The following is a 21,126-nucleotide window of genomic DNA, read 5'->3' as shown; positions in this document are numbered from 1 at the left end:
AAACACCCCACTGCCTTTTAGCATTGCTCAATTTTTATAATTATTATAAAATTTAGAATGATAGGAGGCGGGGAAGAATGGAAAACCCAAAATTAAAAAAATTCCTGGATGGATGGATTGAGGAAGCAACCATCACAAAAATGCAGGAAAAGATGTCTAGCGGTGAGCTCACATCAAAAGAACTCGTATGGATGTATTTACATAGAATTTCCGTTTTTGATAAAAGCATTTACTCTATCCTTGAAGTTAATCCCGATGCTCTACAAATCGCTTCAGCCCTTGATGCCGAACGAAAGGAAACAGGACCACGCAGCATGTTGCATGGAATTCCCGTTTTAATAAAAGATAATATTGATACGGCTGATAAAATGCATACTAGTGCTGGATCTTTAGCATTAAAGGACTCAATAGCATTAAAAGATTCTTTTGTGGCCGAAATGCTGCGCAAGGCCGGGGCTGTAATCCTTGGTAAAACAAATATGACAGAGTGGGCAAATTTTATGGCCTTAGGTATGAAAAGTGGCTATAGCTCACGTGGCGGTCAGGTGTTAAATCCATATGGACCAGGGAAATTTGATGTTGGCGGCTCTAGTTCTGGCTCTGGTGCAGCCATTGCTGCGAATTTAGCGGCAGCAGCAATTGGTACGGAAACATCAGGTTCGATTTTGAATCCATCCTGTCAAAACTCACTTGTTGGAATTAAACCAACAGTGGGTTTAATTAGCAGAAGAGGAATTATTCCCATTGCCCATACACAAGATACTGCAGGTCCAATGGCACGAACCGTTAAAGATGCAGCCATTCTATTGAATGCTTTAACGGGAGTAGATGAACAAGACCCAATTACACGAACAAATCCACTTTGTGAAAAAGACTTTACTGAACATCTGCGTAAAGACGGACTCAAAGGAAAGAGAATCGGAATCGCTACAGACGGTTTTATCGAACAGCTAAGTGAAGAAAAGCAAAAAATCTTCCATGATGCTGTCGCTATTTTGGAGGCAGCAGGTGCAGAGATTATGGAACATATCGAAATCCCCTCTGCAAAAGAGAAATGGTCGTATGATGTTTTGACTTATGAATTTAAACCAGATCTAAACGCCTATTTAAACAAACTTCATCCGTCCATACCAGTTCGGTCGCTAACCCATCTGATTGATTTTAATCGTAGGAACGAAGAGAAAATGCTCAAGTATGGACAGGCTGTCCTGAGTCAATCAGAGAAAACTAGTGGTTCACTTACGGAGGAAGAATATATAAAGGCACTGGAATTCGATCAATATCATTCTACACTTAGAGGAATTGATTATGCCCTTGAACAGTACGATTTAGATGTAATTCTTTTTCCAGGAGATGAAGGTTCACAAATTAGTGCAAAAGCAGGTTACCCAACCATAGCGGTTCCTGCCGGCTACACTTCAGAAGGAGAACCAGTAGGGATTTCTTTTGCCGGAACCGCTTATAGTGAACCTAAGTTGATTGAGGCTGCCTACGCTTTTGAACAATTAACTTGGTTTAGGAAATCACCAGTTCTTGGGATAGAATAACTTTAAATATTTACACTCATACTATTTATGAAGGCTCTTTTCTTAAACTTTGTTGCTTTCTATACATTCAATAATGATTTTGCTATGTTTTAGCAGAATTCAACAAAAACTTAATAAGAAAAGAGCTTGCAAACTAAATTCAAACTATCAAAATAACTATTGCCACGTTAAAATCGGCTTTAAGATTTTAACATCAATCGTTGCGAAAATAGCCTTTATGAATTTCTCTAAAAGGAGATGATAGTGTGGGAAGAACGAAACTCGGTAATGCCAATGCCCAGCGAAATAACAACCGTAAAAAGGGAATGAAGAACAGTGCTGAACTTGTTGAGTTTTCAACAGGAGAAGATTTAAAACGCAACCGTCCGCATGGTAAATAAAGTAACGCCCCCTCATGCAGGGGGCGTTTTCAGATTGTCGTGAAGTCTTCTGGCGAGATAAGTTTTGTTCATCATCGATGTTATGAAGACCCATTTTTCGTACTTTTCACTGGTCACCAAGGTATTCCAATGGTTTTTTAGCTGGTCCTTCAATTACATCCCCAGCATAGGAGAACCGGGAACCATGACATGGGCAGTCCCATGATTTTTCTGCATGGTTCCATTCCGTTTCACAACCGAGATGTGTGCAGGTGGTATCAACAAGGTATAGCTTGCCATTCTCATCCTTATAAGCGCCAGCACGTTGTCCATTGTGCATGACGACTGAGCCTTCTCCATTCTGCAGATCCCCAGGATCCTTAGGGACAAACTCAAGTTTCCCCTTTAGTAAATGTTTGGCAACATCTGCATTGGTTGTGACAATCGATTTAAGATCTGGATCAGCGTCAAATCGTGACGGTGAATACAATTCCTTATATGGATTATCACGTTTCAGCACGTAATCAGTAAGTAAATGGGCGGCAAGAATTCCCGTTGTCATGCCCCACTTTTTATAACCTGTGGCAACCAAAATATGCTCTTTACTTTTCGTAAGGGGACCAATATATGGCACGTTATCCAGGGTAACCAAATCCTGGGCAGACCAGCGATAATGATACTCTGATAAATCAAACACGTCCTGCGCAAAGGATTCAAGTGCCTGATAATGGGTGAGTGTGTCTACTCCCTGGCCAGTTTTATGGTTCTCACCGCCAAGAATAAGGAGGTTCCCACTTTCCATCGGTGTATAGCGAATCGATCGTGTTGGGCTGTCCACACTTATATACATTCCACCAGGGTACTTCTGTTCTGTTTTAATCCCAATCGCGTAGGACCTGCTAGCATACATTCTTGCAAAATAGAGACCTGGTTTATCGTAAAATGGGAAATGGGAGGCAATAAGTACATGGCGGCAGCTAACCTTGTGACCACCTTTGATCTTAACCTTTGGTTCGGTTGATTCCGGTTCCTCGATTCCTACCGCTACCGAATTTTCATAAACCGTACAGCCTGCACTTATGGCCTCCTGTAACAGCCCTTTTAAAAATTTCAAGGGATGATATTGTGCTTGGTTTCGCATTAACAGGGCCGATTTTATTTGAATATCAAAGGGAATATTGCCGACTAAGCCACCATCAATTCCTAGCTTTTGATAAGCATTCCATTCCGTTTCTAGCTTCTTACTATATTGATCCGTTGTTGCATAAGCATAGGCATCCTGTTTGCTAAAATCACAATCGATCCCTTTTTCACTGGCGGTGGTTTCTACGAATTTAATGGCACTGGATGCAGAATCAAAATATTGCTTAGCCTTTTCATCACCGAAATGATTGATTAATTCATCGTAGATCAGTTCATGCTGTGCTGTAAGTTTAGCCGTGGTATGCCCAGTTGTTCCATTTAACACCCCGCCTGCTTCAATCAGTGCGACCTTTACCCCTTCCTTCGCAAGTAAATACGCAGCGGTAATACCCGTAATTCCGGCACCAACAATCGCAACATCAACGTTTAAGTCTTCATTCAGTTGCTCAAACGTTGGTAGTTCTATTTCGCGCCAATATGTTCGTGGAAAAGGATGTGTGCTTTCAGATGAGCTCATATGTATTCCCTCCAGATAATATTTTCATAGGATTAATTTTTCCAATTTTAAAGAAATAATGTAATGAATGGTCTTTTTATTAAAAAATATTACTTGGAAATAAATTTAGATTGACGGAAGATTGTGGTATTGATATTTTTTAATATAATAACAATTTTGTTAATAGAAGAAGGTGAAGGTATGGGGAAAAGATTTGAGACAGAAATTCTACATGGCAGTAAAAAAAGTACTAGTAAAATAACAAGTAAGGTTACGCCAATTTATCAGACCTCTGCATTTGCCTTTAAAGATCTTGATGAATTAGAAGGCTATTATCAAGGCAATGGGCAGTATCTCTATTCACGGGTTGGTAATCCGAATACAGATGAGCTTGGGGAAGCAGTAGCAAGATTGGAATGTGCTCCAGCAGGTGTCGCATCTTCTTCGGGCTTGTCAGCCATTTTAGCGGGTGTTTTAGCGGTGGTGAAAAATGGAGACCATATTATCGCAGCAGATGATTTATATGGCGGAAGCTACCATATGTTGAAAGCAGAATTAGATCAGTTTGGCATTGAAACAACCTTTGTTTCCTTTAATGATCTAGTTGAAGTAGAAAAAGAAATAAAAGAAAATACAAAACTTCTTTACACAGAATCGATTACCAATCCATTGTTAAGAGTCGAAAATATTAAAGGAGTAGTGGATCTAGCCCGTAAACACCAGCTAAATACATTGGTGGATAATACATTTGCTACTCCATACCATTGTCAGCCCTATCCAATGGGGATTGATTTAGTGGTCCATAGTGCAACCAAATACATTGGCGGTCATAGCGATGTAACGATAGGTGTGCTTACAGGCAGGGAGGATTTAGTTGCCAAAGCACGCGCCAAAATCGTTAATCTTGGTACGAATGTCAGCCCATTCGAAGCATGGCTGACTTGCCGTGGTTTAAAAACATTGGCATTAAGAATGAAGGCACAATCCAGTAATGCTAAGAAATTAGCTGAAGCGTTATCAAGTAATCCTTTTGTTAAAAAAGTATATTACCCATTTGAACAAGAGGAAGAAGGTTATGGTGCTATGGTCACCATCGAACTTTCAAAAAAGGTGGATACGAATCTCTTTTTTGGCTCGTTAGGATGGATTAAAATTGCTCCAACCCTGGCTGGAGTTGAAACCACTGTTTCCCATCCATTAACGACTTCACACCGCTCTCTCCCACAAGAAGCTTGTGAAGCATTGGGGATTACATATGAAGTGGTTCGAATTTCAGTAGGCATCGAACATGTAGAAGACATTATTACACAATTTGAAAAAGCCATTGAGATATCACATTAAAAAACGAAAAGAACCCAAGGCAGGGTTCTTTTCGTTTATTAATCGACTTCCTTCTTATCCCGATCAATGCGAGTGGAGTCTTCCGAGTGAAGCACTCCTCTTAAAAAATAAAAGACCGTACCTCCAACCAACCCGAGACATATAACAAACCCAATGGTAGTAACCCACCATTCAGCCATCCAATCCCCCCTTTGTAATGTATATGCAAAAGGGGGGACATTTTTTCTTTTTTAATCCTCCTTTTCTAACTCAGCATAATAATCAACTTTTTTGATATTTACTCCAACAAAGGTTTCTATGATGGATTGGCCCCCTGCAATGGAAAAAATTAATATAATCACAAATGTTACCTTTGGAAAAAGCAGATATCCTCCACCAAGAAAGATGGCACTCCACACACCAGCACACCAGTAACATTTCAATAAATACCCAAACATTGATTTCGGTATCTCCTTTGTTACCGTTCCATGGTTCGTTTCAACTTGAACCTTCTTCATAAAGGGTTTTCGGATAAACTCAGTAATTTTATCAAAAACAATTAAATGGGTTAGTCGATAACTAGCCAAAATTAACATGACATACGTTATCCATGAAATATCTCTCACATTTTCTCCTCCGAAATTAAAGTAAAAAATTTATGATTACCATCTGTATATTTTGAGCCTTAAATCAAGAATATATATCGAGGAGGCGAAAAAATGAAAAAATCATTTTGGTTTAGTTTACTGTTTTTACTTTCACTTATTAGTATTCCAAGCATTTCATTTGCTCAACAGATTTACACGGTCCAGCCTGGTGATTCACTTTGGAAAATCGCTGTTCGCTATCAAGTTGGAATTTCTGAGATTATTTCAGCGAATCCACAATTCAGAAACCCAAACCTGATCTATCCAGGAAATAAAGTGACGATACCTAATTTTGGTGCAACCAAAAGCATTGAAAGCCAAGTCATTCAATTAACGAATCAAGAAAGAGCTAAGCATGGATTAAAGGCCTTGACTCAAGATTGGGAGCTTTCTAGGGTTGCCCGCTATAAATCAACGGATATGCGGGATAAAAACTATTTCAGTCACACTAGCCCTACCTATGGAAGTCCTTTTACCATGATGAAGAACTTCGGGATTTCATACCGTGCCGCGGCAGAAAATATTGCTGCCGGACAAACAACTGCACAGGAAGTGGTTCAAGCGTGGATGAACAGTCCAGGTCATCGGGCAAATATTTTAAGTGCAAATTACACGTATATCGGCGTTGGTTACGCAAAAGGCGGATCGCAAAGACATTATTGGACACAAATGTTTATATCAAAATGAACGAAGAAGGGTCAGTTCCTATACATGGGACTGACCCTTTCTACGTCTCAAGACCTACATGAAAATAAAGCGGAGGTTCGTTATGAGAAATTTGGAATAGAGGTAAGATGAAATCAAGATAACGAAAGGAGGAACAAACAAAATGAAAAAATTTGGTTTACTACTAGCTGGTGGAATTGCAGCTATCATAGTACTCTCATCGATTGGTCCGATGATTGGATTACTAGTTGGACTTGGAATTTTGTACTTCATTTTCAAACAGTTTCTAAAAACTGAATCAACCGGGGGCAAGATTGTCCTAGGAATTCTCGGATTATTTGTCCTAATGGCCGCTATTCACAACGCTCCAGCTATCATTGGTGTGATTGCTGCTTACGTCCTTTACCTTGTTTATAAAAATTGGAATAGCAGCAAAAAAACGTTTGAAAAAGAGGATTCTGACCCGTTTATAAATTTTGAAAAACAATGGAATGAACTAAATAAACATTAATCAAAGGAGAGAGAAAAATGACAAACTTACTTACAAGAATTAAAGATACCATTATGGCTGATTTACATGCTGCGGTTGATCAAAAGGAAAAGAAAAATCCAATTGCTCTTCTTAATCAATATCTTCGTCAGTGTGAGCAAGAAACAGAAAAGGTTAGAAAACTTTTAGAACGACAATATTCGCTGAAAGAAGAGTTCACTAGGGAATATTCCCAAGCAGCTGAATTGGCGGAAAAAAGGAAGTACCAAGCTGAAATCGCTTCTAAAGCAGGTGAAATGGAACTTTATCAGTTTGCTTCAGCGGAACATCAACAATACTCAAGTCGTGTAGAGCGACTGGGAGCTTCTCTTGAGCAAGTTAAAGGACAGCTAGGGGAATTAGAAAGAAAATATGAGGAAATGAAGCATAAGTTAAAAGATATGCAAATTCGTCGGTTGGAATTAATGGGCCGTGAAAATGTAACTCGTGCAAATAATAGAATGAATCAAGTTTTAGACTCTAATAATAATTCGGATGAGGGATCAAAGCGTTTTCAGGAGATCGACCATTACTTAGATCGTTTAGAGCATCAAGTAAATAGCTCCTATTACCGCGATACCATTGATGCAAAGATTGCCCAATTGGAAAAAGAAATGAAATTAGAAGAAAGCAAGTCCATTTAAAATCAAAACATGGTATTCTAAAAGAGGTGCAGTCAGTTGCACCTTTTTTGCCATAACACTATAAAAAGGGAGGGATGACCGAATGTTAAAAAATGCAAAAACAGATTATACGGGATGGCTGGTTGTTATTGGGGCTGTCGTTCTGCTGCTAGAAATTCTATTTTTCAACAGTGGTCTTATATTCTCCCTTTTCTTTTCTGGAGCTATGATTTATTTTGGGCGTAAAAAAGCTGGGAAAAAAAGTGGGAAATTTCTTTTCTTTGCGGGGATTATTTTCTTAATGATTAGTGTATTTAGTATGATGACTTTCAAATTTTTATTGATGGCAATTCTACTTCATTTAATTATTCAATATTCTACATCCAAAAATAATCCTACTAAAATCGCGCTCGATATTAAAGAATCTGAACAGATTCCACAGGAAGAGACGCTTATTAAGAGCAAGCCGCTCTTTGAGAATGTATTTTTTGGACAGCAAAAAACGCCTAGTGATGTATATGAATGGAACGATATTAACATCCAAACTGGGATTGGGGATACCATTATTGATCTTAGTTACACCGTCCTGCCAAAAGGTGAAACCGTCATTTTCGTCCGTAACGTGATTGGAAATATAAAAATACAAGTCCCTTATGAAGTAGAAGTAAGTGTTCATCACTCTTGTGTTGTTGGTTCAACAACTGTTTTTGAAAATCATCAGTCCCAGGTTATTAACCAATCTTTCCATCTTAAGACAGCAGGCTATGATCAGGCAGAGCAAAAGGTGAAAATCTTTACATCCTTGCTGGTCGGGAATTTAGAGGTGAGCCGGATATGAGCACAATCCAAAGGCAGATTGTCTGGAATGTCTGCTTTTCCGTTATCCTTGCTTTAGCGGTTGCAGCTGCCTTTATCGTGGTATTTCCTATTTCTGAGTGGTCAGAATTATGGAATCGTCATTTTATGGATATTCCGTTTGTGATTTTTATTCCGGCATTCAGTATTGCTGTTGGGATTTTATTGGGACTTGTTTCTGGGATGTTTTGGAGACGACAACTTCAGAATGTTGAACATTCTTTACAGCATTTGGAGCAGGGGAGACACACCCCACAAGATGAAAAACCTTCTATTTCTGAAATGCAAAGTATCGGTGCACAAATCGATCGGATAGGCAGGCAAATGTCTGAACAAGCCAAGCTTTCACAAAAATTGGCAACTGAAAAAGTTGTGGATCAGGAAGCAAGAATTCAAGAAATCATTGAACAGGAACGAAATCGTCTTGCCCGTGAATTACATGATTCAGTTAGTCAGCAATTATTCGGGGCTTCCATGATGATGTCAGCAATTAATACAACAAGACAAGGGACAAGTGAAGATGATAGAGAATCTAAGCAATTAAAAATGGTGGAAGAAATGATTCATCAATCACAACTTGAAATGCGAGCCCTGCTGCTTCATTTGCGTCCTGTGGCATTAAAAAATAAAACACTGCATGAAGGAATTGAAGAGTTACTAATCGAATTATCTCAGAAAGTAACAATGGAAATTAAATGGAAGGTAGAGGCATTTCCAATTGATAAGGGGATAGAGGATCATCTTTTCCGTATTCTTCAGGAGTCTGTATCAAATACTTTACGGCATTCAAAGGCGAACAAGCTTGAGGTTTTATTGATAAAGCGAGATGCGCTTGTCATTTTAAGAATTGTCGATGATGGGATTGGCTTTGAAGTCGATAACATGAAGGCTGGCTCTTATGGTATGCAGAATATGCATGAGCGGGCGCTAGAGGTTGGGGGCACGTTAAAGGTCATTAGTGTGAAGAGTAAAGGTACCAGGCTGGAAGTAAAGGTACCGGTAATGATAAATGGAGATGGTGTAAATGATTAGAGTAGTATTTGTCGATGATCATGAAATGGTGAGAATTGGGGTTTCCGCTTATTTATCAGCACAGTCAGACATTGAAGTGGTTGGTGAGGCTGCTGATGGGAAAAAAGGTGTAGAACTGGCACTCGCGCTCAGACCTGATATCATTTTAATGGATTTAGTGATGAAGGAAATGGATGGGATTGAAGCAACGAGGCAAATTATTGAAAAATGGTCCGAAGCAAAGGTAATCATTGTTACTAGCTTCCTGGACGATGAAAAAGTTTATCCCGCATTAGAAGCAGGTGCAACGAGTTATATGCTGAAAACCTCGAAAGCAGATGAAATTGCCAATGCTGTCCGGGCTACCTATCATGGCCAGTCCGTTCTGGAACCGGAAGTAACGGGAAAAATGATGGTTAAAATGCGCCAGAAACACCATCAACTGCCGCATGAAGAACTTACCAGCCGTGAAATGGAAATCTTACTATTGATGGCAGAGGGAAAGGCAAATCAAGAAATTGCCGACGAACTATTTATCGCCTTGAAAACGGTCAAAACCCATGTGAGTAATATATTAAGCAAACTAAACGTCCAAGACCGAACACAGGCAGTCATCTATGCCTTTAAACACTCGCTGGTAAAATAAAAGAGAAAAAAGGACTGCAGAAGTCTTTTTTTTCGAAATAATTCCCTACTAATCTTAGAACTTGTCTCATAGGTTTATAAAAGTGAGATTGTTTTAAAGGGGAGTTCGGAATGGCTATCTTTTACAAAGGAATATTATTTTTAGCACTCTCTGCTTTTTTAGGAGAAGGTGTTGAGTTTTTAGTTAATTTGATTCTTGCCAAAGAGTTGGGGAAGCATGGATTAGGCTTATATATGTCTATCCTTCCATCTATTTATTTACTTGTTCTTTTGTCCAGCTTCGAGCTGCCGGTTTCAATTTCAAAATTCGTGGCTGAAAAAGAGGAAAAATTTCATCGAAATATTCTTTACCATGCAATTACCATTACAATCATATTTACGAGCATTCTGTTACTGTTAGCCGTTGTGCTGATTCCATTTATCTCTGTATTTAATGGATATCACCCTTATACAAGATGGCTTGTAATCCTGTTAATTCCCGTCATTTCCTTTACCTCTGTAGCACGAGGTTATTTTATGGGAAGACATCAAATGGGGAAAATCGCCATCGCCAACTTCGTTAGAAAGTCAATCCAGCTCGTTCTATTGTTTTTGCTATTCCGCTTCTTTGAATTTAACCCAGAGTCCGCCTTGTTAATTGCGATAGCTTCATTTATTGGCAGTGAGATCGCTGTGTTTCTATATCTATGCTACACGTTAATCATTCAATTTCAACAGCTAAGACGCATGCCTTTTTCAAATTTAAATCGTAAGGCTGTCCGCAAAAATTTGATGGCTGTCTCGGTACCGACAACAGGTCTGCGATTATTTTCAGCATTAACAGGTGCGATTCAACCCTTCTTAATTAAGGCTGCCTTGGTTCGATCGGGACTATCAGAAACGATTGCTACTGAGCATTTTGGAATGCTAATGGGTGTTGCCGTTTCAATTGGATTTTTCCCAGCATTTATTGCTCATTCTTTGATGATTGTCTTAATACCTGCTGTATCAAAAACATATTCAATGAAGGATTACTCAACATTGCAAAAAATGCTCTCACAAGTAATGACGCTTACCTTTCTTTATGGTGTCCCAGCGATTGTAGCTTTCTATGTCTTTGCTCCACAGCTTACATCCATCTTCTTTGAATCTTCTACAGCGGCCGTTTATTTACAAATGCTATGGCCATTTTTTCTATTTCATTTTTTTGTCATGCCGATGCAGGCATTTTTAATAGGTTTAGGTCTCATAAAAGAAACGTTTATTCATGCTATTTGGTCAACCATTGTTTCCTTTTCCGTCATTATCCTGCTTGCCGTTCGTCCTGAATGGAGGATGGAAGGGGTAATTATCGCCATGAATACAGGATCATTATTATTGGCATTGATGCACTATTTAAGCATTTGCAAAAAAATAGGCGTTTCGATTTTTATGAAAGGTGTTATTCAGAAGAATAATTAAGATAAAAATGTTGGCAAGTGTAGGGGTTAAACATTTTATTCCGTCTATTAGTGTAAGAAGTGTTAATCAGAAAGAAGGTTCGGCAAAGATGCAAGACAGAATGATGAATGGATTTGAAGAAATAGTCAGAGAACATGGTAAAGCCATTTTTAATTATATTTTCTCTTTGGTTAGACATAAAGAACTTGCAGAAGACCTTTATCAAGAGGTTCTACTATCTGCTTATTCGGCTTTCGATACGATAAAGGAACCAGCCAAGATAAAAAACTGGTTATTTACGATAGCGGGTAATAAATGCCGTGATTATTGGCGCAAGGAAAATAAAGCCAAGCAATTTTGGAAGGAAGAGGTTTATTCCTATTCATCCAATGTAGAGGCGCCGCCTCTTCCTGAAGAAGAAGTTCTACATAAATACTCAGTTGAAAAAATGGAAGAAACGGTAATGTCATTACCCGAAATATATAAGTCAGCAATTTTCCTCTATTATTTTAAAAATCTTACCTTAATTGAAATATCAAAACGAAGTAATATCCCAATTTCAACAGTCAAGACAAGAATGAGAAGGGGAAAGGAACATCTTAGACCAAAACTTCAATTTTTGGCATAAAAAAAAAGCCGGGCAGTATTTGCCCGGCCTTTTGCTTACTGTTTAATCTTTGTTTGAAAGAATCCCAAAGATACGTAAAATACTTACAAACAGATTAATAAAGTCTAAGTATAAATTCAACGCCATCAATGGAACTTCCTCTGCACTTACACCGTAATGCTTCATCCGATTGAAATCAAATAGAACGAAGCCGCTGAATACCACTACTCCGATGAATGAGAAAGCCAGCATAGCGGTAGAACCTAACGGCATGAAAATGTTCCAAATGGAAATTACCACTAAAGCGAGCAGGGCTGCAAGTAAGAATCCACCTAAGAAAGAGAAATTACGTTTTGATTTTGTTGCATATATGGCTACGCCTGTAAAAACGACAGTGGTTGTCCCAAAAGCCATCATTACCACATTGGCTCCAGCCGTTAGTGCATAATAAGAAACGATGGGATATAAGGTAATCCCTGAAATAAATGTGAAGATATACAAGAAAGCATAAGAAATTGCTTTTTTACGTCTAAAGAAAAAGGCAATCAGCAACAATACGAATTCAAAGATGGCCAACGGTAAAAATAATGCCGGCGGTACAAATGTTCCTGCCATGGTCCCAACAAAGGCGATGGCAAGTGAAAGAGCAAACGTCCTAATGACAGAAGGTAAAAATTCAGTAGATGTTTGAGCGTACAATTTTCTTCACCTCAAAAGTTTATTTATATCTAGAATATACGAACAAAAGGTCAAGATGTTTCATTTTTTCTAGAAAATTCTTTTTCTGCTTTTAATAAATCTCTGATTTCAGTAAGCAGTTCTTCTTGCTTGTCAATTTTAACCTCTACTTTGACTGCTTCTTCTTTCTTTTTAAAACGAGAAAGGAATTTAATGAACATAAATATTGAAAAAGCAATGATTAAGAAATCGATAATCGACTGAATAAATATGCCATATTTTAATGAACCATATGCGAGTTCCTTAACATCAACGGCACCAACGAGCATTGTTATGATTGGCATAATGATATCGTTAACGAGCGAAGAAACAATCTTACCGAATGCTCCACCAATGATAACACCGACTGCAAGATCGATTACGTTGCCTCTCATGGCAAACTTCTTAAATTCATTTAACATAGCAGTGACCTCCAAAACTAAATTCTAAAAAAAGCAGCTGCCAATCTGGTAGCTGCTTAGTAATTATACCATTTAAAATGCCCAATTACCTTTTCTAAATACTGGCTCTGCTACGCCATCAACTGTAATTCCATCAATATCCATATCTTGAGAACCAATCATAAAGTCAACGTGAGTAATACTTTCGTTAAGTCCATTGGCATCAAGTTCTTCACGAGACATTTTCTTTCCGCCTTCAATACAAAAAGCATACGCACTGCCAATTGCTAAGTGGTTCGAAGCATTCTCATCGAACAAAGTATTATAGAATAGAACATTTGATTGAGAAATCGGTGAATCATAAGGAACAAGTGCTACTTCACCAAGATAATGTGAACCTTCGTCTGTTTCCACAAGGCGCTTTAGGACTTCTTCTCCTTCTTCCGCCTTAAAATCAACAATTCTTCCATTTTCAAAGGTAATGGAGAAACGATCGATAATATTTCCGCCAAAGCTTAGCGGCTTTGTGCTTGCAACAGTTCCATTTACACCTTCACGATGTGGAACGGTGAACACTTCCTCCGTCGGCATATTAGCCATGAATTCAAAACCACTCTCATTTACACTGCCTGCTCCAACCCAAATATGGTTTTTTGGCAGTTCTATAGTTAAATCCGTTCCAGGTGCTGTATAGTGGAGCTTTTGATAGCGTTTTTCGTTTAAGTAACTAACCTTTTCGTGCAAGGTCTCATCATGCTTTTTCCAGGCTTCCACTGGATTTTCAACATCGACACGAACAGATTTAAAGATCGCTTCCCAAAGTAATGAAACTTGTTGGTCACTAGGTGCATCAGGAAAAACCTTTGCAGCCCAAGCAGAGGACGGAGCAGCAATCACTGTCCAACTGACTTTGTCAGATTGTACGGCCTGACGATACTTAGTCAATGCAGTTCCAGCTGCTTTTTGAAAGTTGGCAATCCGTTCTGGATTTACACCTTTTAATAAGTCAGGACTAGAAGAAACAATCGCCATAAACGCTGCACCTTGTTCAACCAAATCCTCTTGTTCCTTTGCACGCCAAACAGGGTATGTAGTAAAAGCTTCATCAGGAGCTAATTCGTATTTTGTTCTCGATACCACATCGTCATTCCAATTAACGATTACGTTGTGTGCACCAGTTTCATAGGCGCTTTTTACAACCAGACGGACAAATTCTGCTGCATCTAGACCAGCATTAACAACTAATGTTTGTCCCTTCTGAATATTTACTCCGACCTTAACAGCAAGCTCGGCATATTTCTCAAGGTTCTTTTGAAATTCACTCATTTTTTTGTCTCCCTTTTCAGAATCTTCCTTTTTATTCTAGCCTGTTTAATGGAAAAAAGAAACTGATAACAGTGAAACGGGGTTTTTAGGCAAAAAAATAAGTAGGGAGGTTCCTCTCTACTCTAGTTTGCTGCCATATATTTTAATATTAAGGTAGATACCCGCTGAAAATATAACCAAAAATGTAATAATACCTGACCATGATGTGGGAGACATAAATTGTGAAACTTCCACTAATACCACCACCCTTACAAATAGGAAACGTTTACAACTTAATTATAATAGTAAAAGAGGTAATTGTGAACAATTTAGTACAAATTACCGACAAATTTTTGACAATGAAAAAAGGATCCTAATTAGGATCCAACAGCCGTTCTTTTTTCAAAGGAATAAAACATTAACCAATATAGGCCAGCACTAGCGAGAGCAAGTAAGCACAGTACAATAAATGTCCACTCATACCCAATCCAAACGGTTAACGGAATCGATAATGGGGCAATTGTTCTACTGATTGTGAATCTTAGGCTCGCAGCAGCAAAATACTGTCCTCGCATATGTTCAGGAGCAAGCTTAGAAACAAAGCTTTGTTGAATCCCAGCGCCCATTAACTCCGCAAAGGTGAAGACAGCCATTGCGATTATAAATCCCCATATCCAATGGGTTTGACTAAACATAAAAATAGAGATGGCGTATACAACAGAGGAAAGGACAAATACATTCCGTTCCTTAAAATTCCCCATCCATTTTGTGATCACAACGGTTAATAAGGCAACAAGAAGGCCATTTTCGGCAAGCACAATTCCAAAGGCCTGCTCCCCTTTTATCGTAAATGACCAATCTCCGATTGAAAAAAGTGTTTGAAGATCGATTACTTCTTTCATATAAACAGGGAATAATAAGTCCAATTGCATAAACGTCTGTCCAGCTAATATACCTGCAATAATAAATAGAAGGAAGGTCTTATCTTTAATTATCAATGTATAGTCTTTGAATTGATCCTGTAAGAAATAATACCATTTCCGATCTGCTTTCAAAGTCTCCACTTTTTGTAACGGTGCAGTTTCCCTTGTCCATTTTGCGAGAATCAAACCTAACAAAATACAAATAATCCCTGCCACGAGTAAAAGTTGAAAACGATAATTCACATAAAAAATAGCACCTAAAATAGGGCCAATGACCACAGCGATATTAATCGAAGTGTAGAAAATGGCAAAAACACTGTTTCTATCTTTTTCATCAACGACATCTGCCACCATGGCTTGACTGGCAGGCCAATAAAATGATCCAAAAACGCCAGCAATGGCAAAAGCGATAAATCCTATCCAAGGTGATTGAAGCCAAGGTGAACTTGCGGCAGCAAAAAGTAAAAATGAAAGTCCTTGACCAATGGCTGAAAGAACCATCATCCGTTTACGCCCAAAGCGGTCGGCGCAGTATCCACCCATTAAATTGGCGATAACAGAAAAAATCTGTGAAAAAACCAACAAAAAGCCCGCTTTATTTTTGCCGAATGCGTCCGCGAAATAAATCGTTAAGAATGGAAAGAACATCCAAAAGGTAATGTTCATCATTGCTTCACTAAATAGGCGAACCTTTAAATTAGGATCCCAATCTCTAATCCTCATACGTACCTCCAAAGCCAATATGTATAATAGCTAATTCATCATACTATCCTTAAATAGGAAAATACAAGAAAAAAGGTAGTTCTTTCCGGTAGGTCCTCTGCAAATAGTACTAAATTATGCTATATTATTACTCAATGGTCTACCGAAAGGGTGTTTATTAAATGAAAAAGATTGTTGTTATTGCAGAAAAGCCTTCTGTTGCACGGGATATTGCTCGTGTGTTGAATTGTCATAAAAAGGGTAATGGTTTTTTAGAGGGAGATAAATATATTGTCACATGGGCACTAGGTCATTTAGTTACCCTTGCTGATCCTGAAGTGTATGACGAAAAATATAAAACCTGGAATTTAGAAGATTTACCGATGCTTCCAAATGATTTAAAGCTTGTGGTCATTAAGCAAACAAATAAGCAGTTTCATAGCGTGAAAAGCCAGCTGCAACGGGCTGATGTCGGAGAGATTGTGATTGCAACAGATAGCGGTCGTGAGGGGGAGCTAGTTGCACGATGGATACTTGTTAAAGCAAAGGTAAACAAACCAATAAAACGTTTATGGATATCTTCCGTAACGGATAAAGCTATTAAAGATGGCTTTGCGAACTTGAAGCCGGGTAAAGCCTATGAGAATTTATACGCTTCAGCTGTCGCACGTTCTGAAGCAGATTGGTATATCGGTCTGAATGCAACACGGGCATTAACCACCCGTTTTAACGCCCAGCTAAACTGTGGCCGGGTTCAAACTCCAACTGTTGCCATGATTGCTGCAAGGGAGGATGAAATTAAAAACTTCAAATCTCAGACGTATTATGGAATCGAAGCGCAAACATCTGACAAGTTAAAATTGACTTGGCAGGATGCAAAAGGAAATAGTCGCAGCTTTGATAAAGAGAAAATCGATTCGATTGTGAAAAAACTGGGCACACAAAATGCACGAGTAACAGAAATTGAGAAAAAACCCAAAAAGTCCTTTTCTCCAGGGTTATATGATTTAACTGAACTGCAGCGCGATGCGAATAAAATTTTTGGCTACTCAGCAAAGGAAACATTAAATATAATGCAGAAGCTGTACGAGCAGCATAAAGTTTTAACCTATCCTCGTACAGATTCTCGTTACCTTTCATCGGATATTGTAGGGACGCTTCCGGAACGGCTGAGAGCATGTGGAGTGAGTGATTATCGTCCGTTAACCAATAAGATCCTAAGCAAGCCGATAAAAGCTTCAAAAGCATTCGTCGATGATAGTAAAGTATCCGATCACCATGCGATTATTCCAACAGAGGGTTATGTAAACTTATCGGCGTTCACGGATAAAGAGCGAAAAATTTATGACTTAGTGGTAAAACGATTCTTAGCTGTGTTATTCCCAGCTTTCGAGTATGAGCAGCTAACACTTCGTGCAAAAATCGGTGAAGAGAACTTTGTTGCTAGAGGAAAAACTATTTTATCAACCGGCTGGAAAGAAGTATATGAGAATCGCTTTGAAGACGAAGATGGAGCAGATGATCTAAAGGAACAAATTTTACCCCGGATCGAAAAGAGCGATAGCTTACAGGTAAAATTAATCTCGCAAACAGCTGGTCAAACTAGTCCCCCAGCTCGATTTAATGAGGCAACATTACTGTCGGCAATGGAAAACCCAACGAAGTATATGGAAACCAATAATAAACAGCTGGCAGAAACATTAAAATCGACTGGTGGATTAGGCACTGTTGCTACACGAGCTGATATTATTGAAAAGCTGTTCAATTCATTTCTACTTGAAAAGCGTGGCAAAGACATTCACCTTACTTCGAAAGGGCGCCAATTGCTGGATTTAGTGCCTGAAGAACTAAGATCTCCTGCATTAACAGCAGTGTGGGAACAAAAGCTTGAACAAATTGCCCAGGGAAAGTTGAAAAAAGATGTGTTTATCAGCGAAATGAAAAAATATACGAGAGAAATTGTTGCTGAAATTAAAGCAAGTAATAAAAAGTATAAGCACGACAATATCTCTACAAAAAATTGTCCGGACTGTGGAAAACCAATGCTTGAAGTGAATGGAAAAAAGGGTAAAATGCTTGTGTGCCAAGACCGTGAATGTGGACATCGGAAAAATGTTTCCCGAGTCACAAATGCCCGCTGCCCGCAATGCAAGAAAAAGCTGGAACTTCGCGGCGAAGGGGAAGGACAAATATTTGCTTGCAAATGCGGTCACCGTGAGAAACTTTCTGTTTTCGAAGCACGTCGTAAAAAAGAATCTACTGGTAAAGTGGATAAACGAACAGTGCAAAAGTATCTTAACAACCAAAACAAGGAAGAAGAGCCAATTAATACAGCCTTGGCAGATGCCTTAAAGAAGCTGAACCTGAAGTAATAGAGCACTAATGCCATGCTTACTGTTCTTTACTATTGTGATAAAGTGTTATCGTGCTAAAATTCTGACAATTTCATTGACAAACAAGCTTTTCATCCCATACAATTATTATTAAACAAATAGAATTTTTGAATGGGATGATTACCAATGTGGCATCTAAAAACGAATCAACTCTTTATAAAAGAGGCTGGACTCCAAATCTAATATGATATGGAATCCAGTCTCTTTCTTTATTCTATTAAAGTGGTAGAGGTGAGAAATGTGATTATGCTAACAGGTCAAAGTTTAACGTTGGAACAAATGAAAGAGATCCTATATCGAAAAGAAAAGGTTTTTGCTTCTGAAAAAAGCATGGAGCTTGTAAAAAACAGCCGCGAAGCCGTTGAGAAAATTGTATCCCAGCAGAAGGTAGTCTACGGAATCAATACAGGGTTTGGGAAGTTCAGTGATGTGTTAATAGATAAAGAACATGTTAGGGATCTACAGCTTAATTTAATTCGCTCACATGCGTGTGGGATCGGTGACCCATTTCCTGAAGATGTTTCAAAAGCAATGGTTCTTTTACGTGCAAATGCTCTTTTAAAAGGTTATTCAGGTGTCAGACCAATCGTTATTGAGAGTTTATTAGCGCTGGTTAATAAAGAAATTATCCCGGTCATCCCACAGCAAGGTTCACTTGGTGCCAGTGGTGATTTGGCACCACTCTCCCATTTAGCATTAGTGTTGATTGGGGAAGGAGAAGTTTTTTACAAAGGGAACCGAGTGGAGTCTATCCATGCCCTTCAGATGGAAGGGATTCTTCCCATTACCTTAGAGGCTAAAGAAGGGCTGGCACTGATTAATGGAACACAGGCCATGACGGCAATGGGAGTGGTTGGATACCTAGAAGCTGAACAGCTGGCATTTGAAAGTGAACTCATCGCAGCGATGACGATGGAAGGATTGAACGGAATCATTGATGCATTTGCAGAGGAAGTCCATGTAGCAAGGGGCTATCAGCAGCAGATTGAGACTGCAGCAAGAATACGTCATTACTTAAGCGACAGTTTATTAACTACCATGCAGGGGGAATATCGTGTTCAGGATGCGTACTCAATTCGCTGCATCCCTCAAGTCCATGGTGCTTCCTGGCAGGTATTGGATTATGTAAAGGAAAAATTAGAAATTGAAATGAATGCAGCAACTGACAATCCATTGATTTTTGACAATGGTGATAAAGTGATATCAGGTGGGAATTTTCACGGGCAGCCGATTGCATTTGCGATGGATTTTATGAAAATCGCTGTTGCAGAGCTTGCAAATATCTCTGAAAGGCGAATTGAAAGATTAGTGAATCCACAGTTAAATGATTTACCTCCATTCTTAAGCCCAGAACCTGGTTTACAATCAGGCGCAATGATTATGCAATATGCAGCGGCGTCGCTAGTATCAGAAAACAAAACGCTTGCCCACCCAGCAAGTGTCGATTCCATTCCCTCATCTGCCAATCAAGAGGATCATGTAAGTATGGGAACTATTGCGTCAAGACATGCTTACCAGATTATCCAAAATGCAAGAAGAGTGCTAGCTATTGAACTGATATGTGCGATGCAGGCAGTTGAAATTCGCGGGGTTGAAAAAATGGCGTGCCAAACAAAGGCACTTTATGAGAAGGGTAGAGAACTTGTACCTTCCATTAAAAAAGATCGAATCTTTTCTAAAGATATTGAAAAAGCAGCAGAAGGGTTAAGGAAATGGGATGTAGATAAGCTTGTAAAACAAAGTAAAAAGGCGTGAATGATCACGCCTTTTATCATTCAATTTTTTCGGTTTCTACTCTATTCTTAAATGCTTCACGTACCACTAGAAACTCTTCGTCCCCAATGGCATCCTTTGAATGTCTTTCGGTTTGGTTATCCTTCGGTAAATTGCCGGGATGACCTTTCTTTTTATGATTAAAATGTTCTCCACGTGCCAAATCAAACACTCCTTTCGTCTACGAATGTATCATTCCCAAACGAAGGAAATTTATGAAGGCTGCTTCCCTAAAGAAAGTTATTCTTCGTCCATTTTTTTATCTGACTTGGAAGGGCTGCACATACGGTCAATTAAAAAGCCAAAAAACACCATAAAGGAAATAGGAATAGCGTAATTTAACACATGGATAAATGTCATAAATAAAGTCCACCACCATTATTTGAATATTAATAATATTTAGTATATTTTAATGTTGTTTATATTATATGTCAATTGTCACAAAATAGACAAAATTTATACACATACCTGTTTACAAAAGACTGCCTAGGTTAAAGTAATTCTTAATACCTAGCAACTTCCATCTTTTGGTTAATTAGACATTTAGTACTGCTTTTTGTAGGAATTTGGAAAAATATGTGTGAATAAAGTGGTAGAAAAATTAAAGTGTTCGACAAATTACTGCACGCTCTTAAAAAAGAACTATATATAATAAAAATAGGGAATAAGAAATTTGCCCGTTGAATATACTGAATAGTCAATAATTTATAGGTATTTCGAATCAGAAAAAGGCAAACCTTTTGAAAAATAGGGACGCAAAGCCGAGGGTCTAAGGTATGGCATTTTACTATGATGGCCGGGCTACCTGGAATACACGATGTATTTTAGGGGTGAAGGAAAGTGACAAAAACGGATAGTTTGATAAATGGAATGGACGCAGAATGGTTTGCCCTTATTGTCGAGGCAAAGGAACTAGGGCTTTCAAAGGAAACAATCCTTGATTTTCTTCATCAGAATGAGATTAGCGACATACTTGTTAAGAATCGCCAGGGTACATAAAAAACAAAGCATACTACATAAATCAAGGTAGTATGCTTTGTTTTTT

General features: G+C 38.6%; 22 protein-coding genes and 1 riboswitch. Of the genes, 14 read left to right on the top strand and 8 right to left on the bottom strand.

Annotated features, from left to right (window positions below; translation table 11 throughout):
• Positions 1-77 precede the first annotated feature (77 nt).
• Both V7124_RS24260 and V7124_RS24255 read left to right on the top strand, forming a co-directional pair.
• Positions 78-1,547: an amidase family protein gene (locus V7124_RS24260; protein ID WP_335494187.1), complete on the top strand. Its 1,470-nt coding sequence runs from the start codon at positions 78-80 to the stop codon at positions 1,545-1,547.
• 245 nt (positions 1,548-1,792) lie between these two features.
• Positions 1,793-1,927, top strand: a complete 135-nt coding sequence (locus V7124_RS24255; protein WP_302847211.1) for a hypothetical protein — start codon at positions 1,793-1,795, stop codon at positions 1,925-1,927.
• Positions 1,928-2,033: 106 nt separating this feature from the next.
• Here V7124_RS24255 and V7124_RS24250 read toward each other — a convergent pair whose 3' ends face one another.
• Positions 2,034-3,566: an FAD-dependent oxidoreductase gene (locus V7124_RS24250; protein ID WP_335494184.1), complete on the bottom strand. Its 1,533-nt coding sequence runs from the start codon at positions 3,564-3,566 to the stop codon at positions 2,034-2,036.
• Positions 3,567-3,746: 180 nt separating this feature from the next.
• Between V7124_RS24250 and V7124_RS24245 the strand changes: the two genes are divergently transcribed.
• Entirely contained in the window at positions 3,747-4,886 is a 1,140-nt protein-coding gene (locus V7124_RS24245) for a trans-sulfuration enzyme family protein (RefSeq protein ID WP_335494203.1), read from the top strand.
• 38 nt (positions 4,887-4,924) lie between these two features.
• Here V7124_RS24245 and V7124_RS24240 read toward each other — a convergent pair whose 3' ends face one another.
• Together V7124_RS24240 and V7124_RS24235 are read right to left on the bottom strand one after the other, a co-directional pair.
• Positions 4,925-5,065 carry a hypothetical protein gene (locus V7124_RS24240; RefSeq protein ID WP_335411001.1) on the bottom strand — a complete coding sequence of 47 codons (141 nt, stop codon included), beginning with the start codon at positions 5,063-5,065 and terminating at the stop codon, positions 4,925-4,927.
• A gap of 51 nt (positions 5,066-5,116) precedes the next feature.
• Complete coding sequence (locus V7124_RS24235) at positions 5,117-5,491, bottom strand: DUF1360 domain-containing protein (RefSeq protein ID WP_335411002.1); 375 nt, start codon at positions 5,489-5,491, stop codon at positions 5,117-5,119.
• Between the two features lie 93 nt (positions 5,492-5,584).
• Here V7124_RS24235 and safA point away from each other — a divergent pair, with 93 nt between their 5' ends.
• The 8 genes from safA (at position 5,585) to V7124_RS24195 (ending at position 11,888) form a co-directional block, all read left to right on the top strand.
• Positions 5,585-6,199 carry a SafA/ExsA family spore coat assembly protein gene (safA, locus tag V7124_RS24230; protein ID WP_335411003.1) on the top strand — a complete coding sequence of 205 codons (615 nt, stop codon included), beginning with the start codon at positions 5,585-5,587 and terminating at the stop codon, positions 6,197-6,199.
• A 142-nt stretch (positions 6,200-6,341) separates the two neighbouring features.
• On the top strand, positions 6,342-6,689 hold the full coding sequence (locus V7124_RS24225) for a flagellar basal body rod protein (protein WP_335411005.1): 348 nt from the start codon (positions 6,342-6,344) through the stop codon (positions 6,687-6,689).
• Positions 6,690-6,706: 17 nt separating this feature from the next.
• Positions 6,707-7,351, top strand: coding sequence for a PspA/IM30 family protein (locus V7124_RS24220; protein ID WP_335411008.1), 645 nt, complete (start codon positions 6,707-6,709; stop codon positions 7,349-7,351).
• Positions 7,352-7,433: 82 nt separating this feature from the next.
• The gene (gene liaF, locus V7124_RS24215) at positions 7,434-8,168 is read left to right on the top strand and encodes a cell wall-active antibiotics response protein LiaF (protein ID WP_335411010.1); all 735 of its coding nucleotides are present in this window, start codon (positions 7,434-7,436) and stop codon (positions 8,166-8,168) included.
• Positions 8,165-9,217 (top strand): sensor histidine kinase, encoded by a 1,053-nt coding sequence (locus V7124_RS24210; RefSeq protein ID WP_335411012.1) that lies wholly within the window; start codon positions 8,165-8,167, stop codon positions 9,215-9,217. Before liaF ends, V7124_RS24210 begins: the two co-directional genes overlap by 4 nt.
• A complete protein-coding gene (locus V7124_RS24205; protein WP_335494181.1) occupies positions 9,210-9,842 on the top strand; it encodes a response regulator transcription factor in 633 nt (210 codons plus the stop codon). Before V7124_RS24210 ends, V7124_RS24205 begins: the two co-directional genes overlap by 8 nt.
• Before the next feature lie 110 nt (positions 9,843-9,952).
• A complete protein-coding gene (locus V7124_RS24200) occupies positions 9,953-11,281 on the top strand; it encodes an oligosaccharide flippase family protein (RefSeq protein WP_335494179.1) in 1,329 nt (442 codons plus the stop codon).
• A 7-nt stretch (positions 11,282-11,288) separates the two neighbouring features.
• Positions 11,289-11,888: an RNA polymerase sigma factor gene (locus V7124_RS24195; protein ID WP_335494177.1), complete on the top strand. Its 600-nt coding sequence runs from the start codon at positions 11,289-11,291 to the stop codon at positions 11,886-11,888.
• 42 nt (positions 11,889-11,930) lie between these two features.
• Here the strand turns inward: V7124_RS24195 and V7124_RS24190 are convergent, their stop codons facing one another.
• From V7124_RS24190 to V7124_RS24175, 4 genes are all read right to left on the bottom strand, one after another.
• Complete coding sequence (locus tag V7124_RS24190; protein WP_335414799.1) at positions 11,931-12,566, bottom strand: Bax inhibitor-1/YccA family protein; 636 nt, start codon at positions 12,564-12,566, stop codon at positions 11,931-11,933.
• A gap of 50 nt (positions 12,567-12,616) precedes the next feature.
• Positions 12,617-13,006 (bottom strand): large-conductance mechanosensitive channel protein MscL, encoded by a 390-nt coding sequence (gene mscL / locus V7124_RS24185; RefSeq protein ID WP_335414796.1) that lies wholly within the window; start codon positions 13,004-13,006, stop codon positions 12,617-12,619.
• Positions 13,007-13,078: 72 nt separating this feature from the next.
• Entirely contained in the window at positions 13,079-14,311 is a 1,233-nt protein-coding gene (locus V7124_RS24180; protein ID WP_335414794.1) for an aminopeptidase, read from the bottom strand.
• A 356-nt stretch (positions 14,312-14,667) separates the two neighbouring features.
• Positions 14,668-15,936, bottom strand: a complete 1,269-nt coding sequence (locus V7124_RS24175; protein WP_335494174.1) for an MDR family MFS transporter — start codon at positions 15,934-15,936, stop codon at positions 14,668-14,670.
• Positions 15,937-16,097: 161 nt separating this feature from the next.
• Between V7124_RS24175 and V7124_RS24170 the strand changes: the two genes are divergently transcribed.
• Together V7124_RS24170 and hutH are read left to right on the top strand one after the other, a co-directional pair.
• On the top strand, positions 16,098-18,287 hold the full coding sequence (locus V7124_RS24170; RefSeq protein WP_335494172.1) for a DNA topoisomerase III: 2,190 nt from the start codon (positions 16,098-16,100) through the stop codon (positions 18,285-18,287).
• A 261-nt stretch (positions 18,288-18,548) separates the two neighbouring features.
• Positions 18,549-20,063, top strand: a complete 1,515-nt coding sequence (hutH, locus tag V7124_RS24165; protein ID WP_335414786.1) for a histidine ammonia-lyase — start codon at positions 18,549-18,551, stop codon at positions 20,061-20,063.
• Positions 20,064-20,079: 16 nt separating this feature from the next.
• On the opposite strand, the gene V7124_RS24160 is transcribed toward hutH, so the two are convergent.
• Positions 20,080-20,244, bottom strand: a complete 165-nt coding sequence (locus tag V7124_RS24160; protein WP_335414801.1) for a hypothetical protein — start codon at positions 20,242-20,244, stop codon at positions 20,080-20,082.
• Positions 20,245-20,801: 557 nt separating this feature from the next.
• A riboswitch (cyclic di-GMP riboswitch) is annotated at positions 20,802-20,890 on the top strand.
• A gap of 31 nt (positions 20,891-20,921) precedes the next feature.
• Here V7124_RS24160 and V7124_RS24155 point away from each other — a divergent pair.
• The gene (locus V7124_RS24155; protein WP_335494170.1) at positions 20,922-21,080 is read left to right on the top strand and encodes an anti-repressor SinI family protein; all 159 of its coding nucleotides are present in this window, start codon (positions 20,922-20,924) and stop codon (positions 21,078-21,080) included.
• The last annotated feature ends 46 nt before the right edge of the window (positions 21,081-21,126 follow it).

The sequence above is a fragment of the Neobacillus niacini genome, assembly GCF_036961885.1.
Lineage (GTDB): Bacteria > Bacillota > Bacilli > Bacillales > Cytobacillaceae > Neobacillus > Neobacillus niacini_H.
This window is presented reverse-complemented; position numbering and strand designations above follow the sequence as displayed.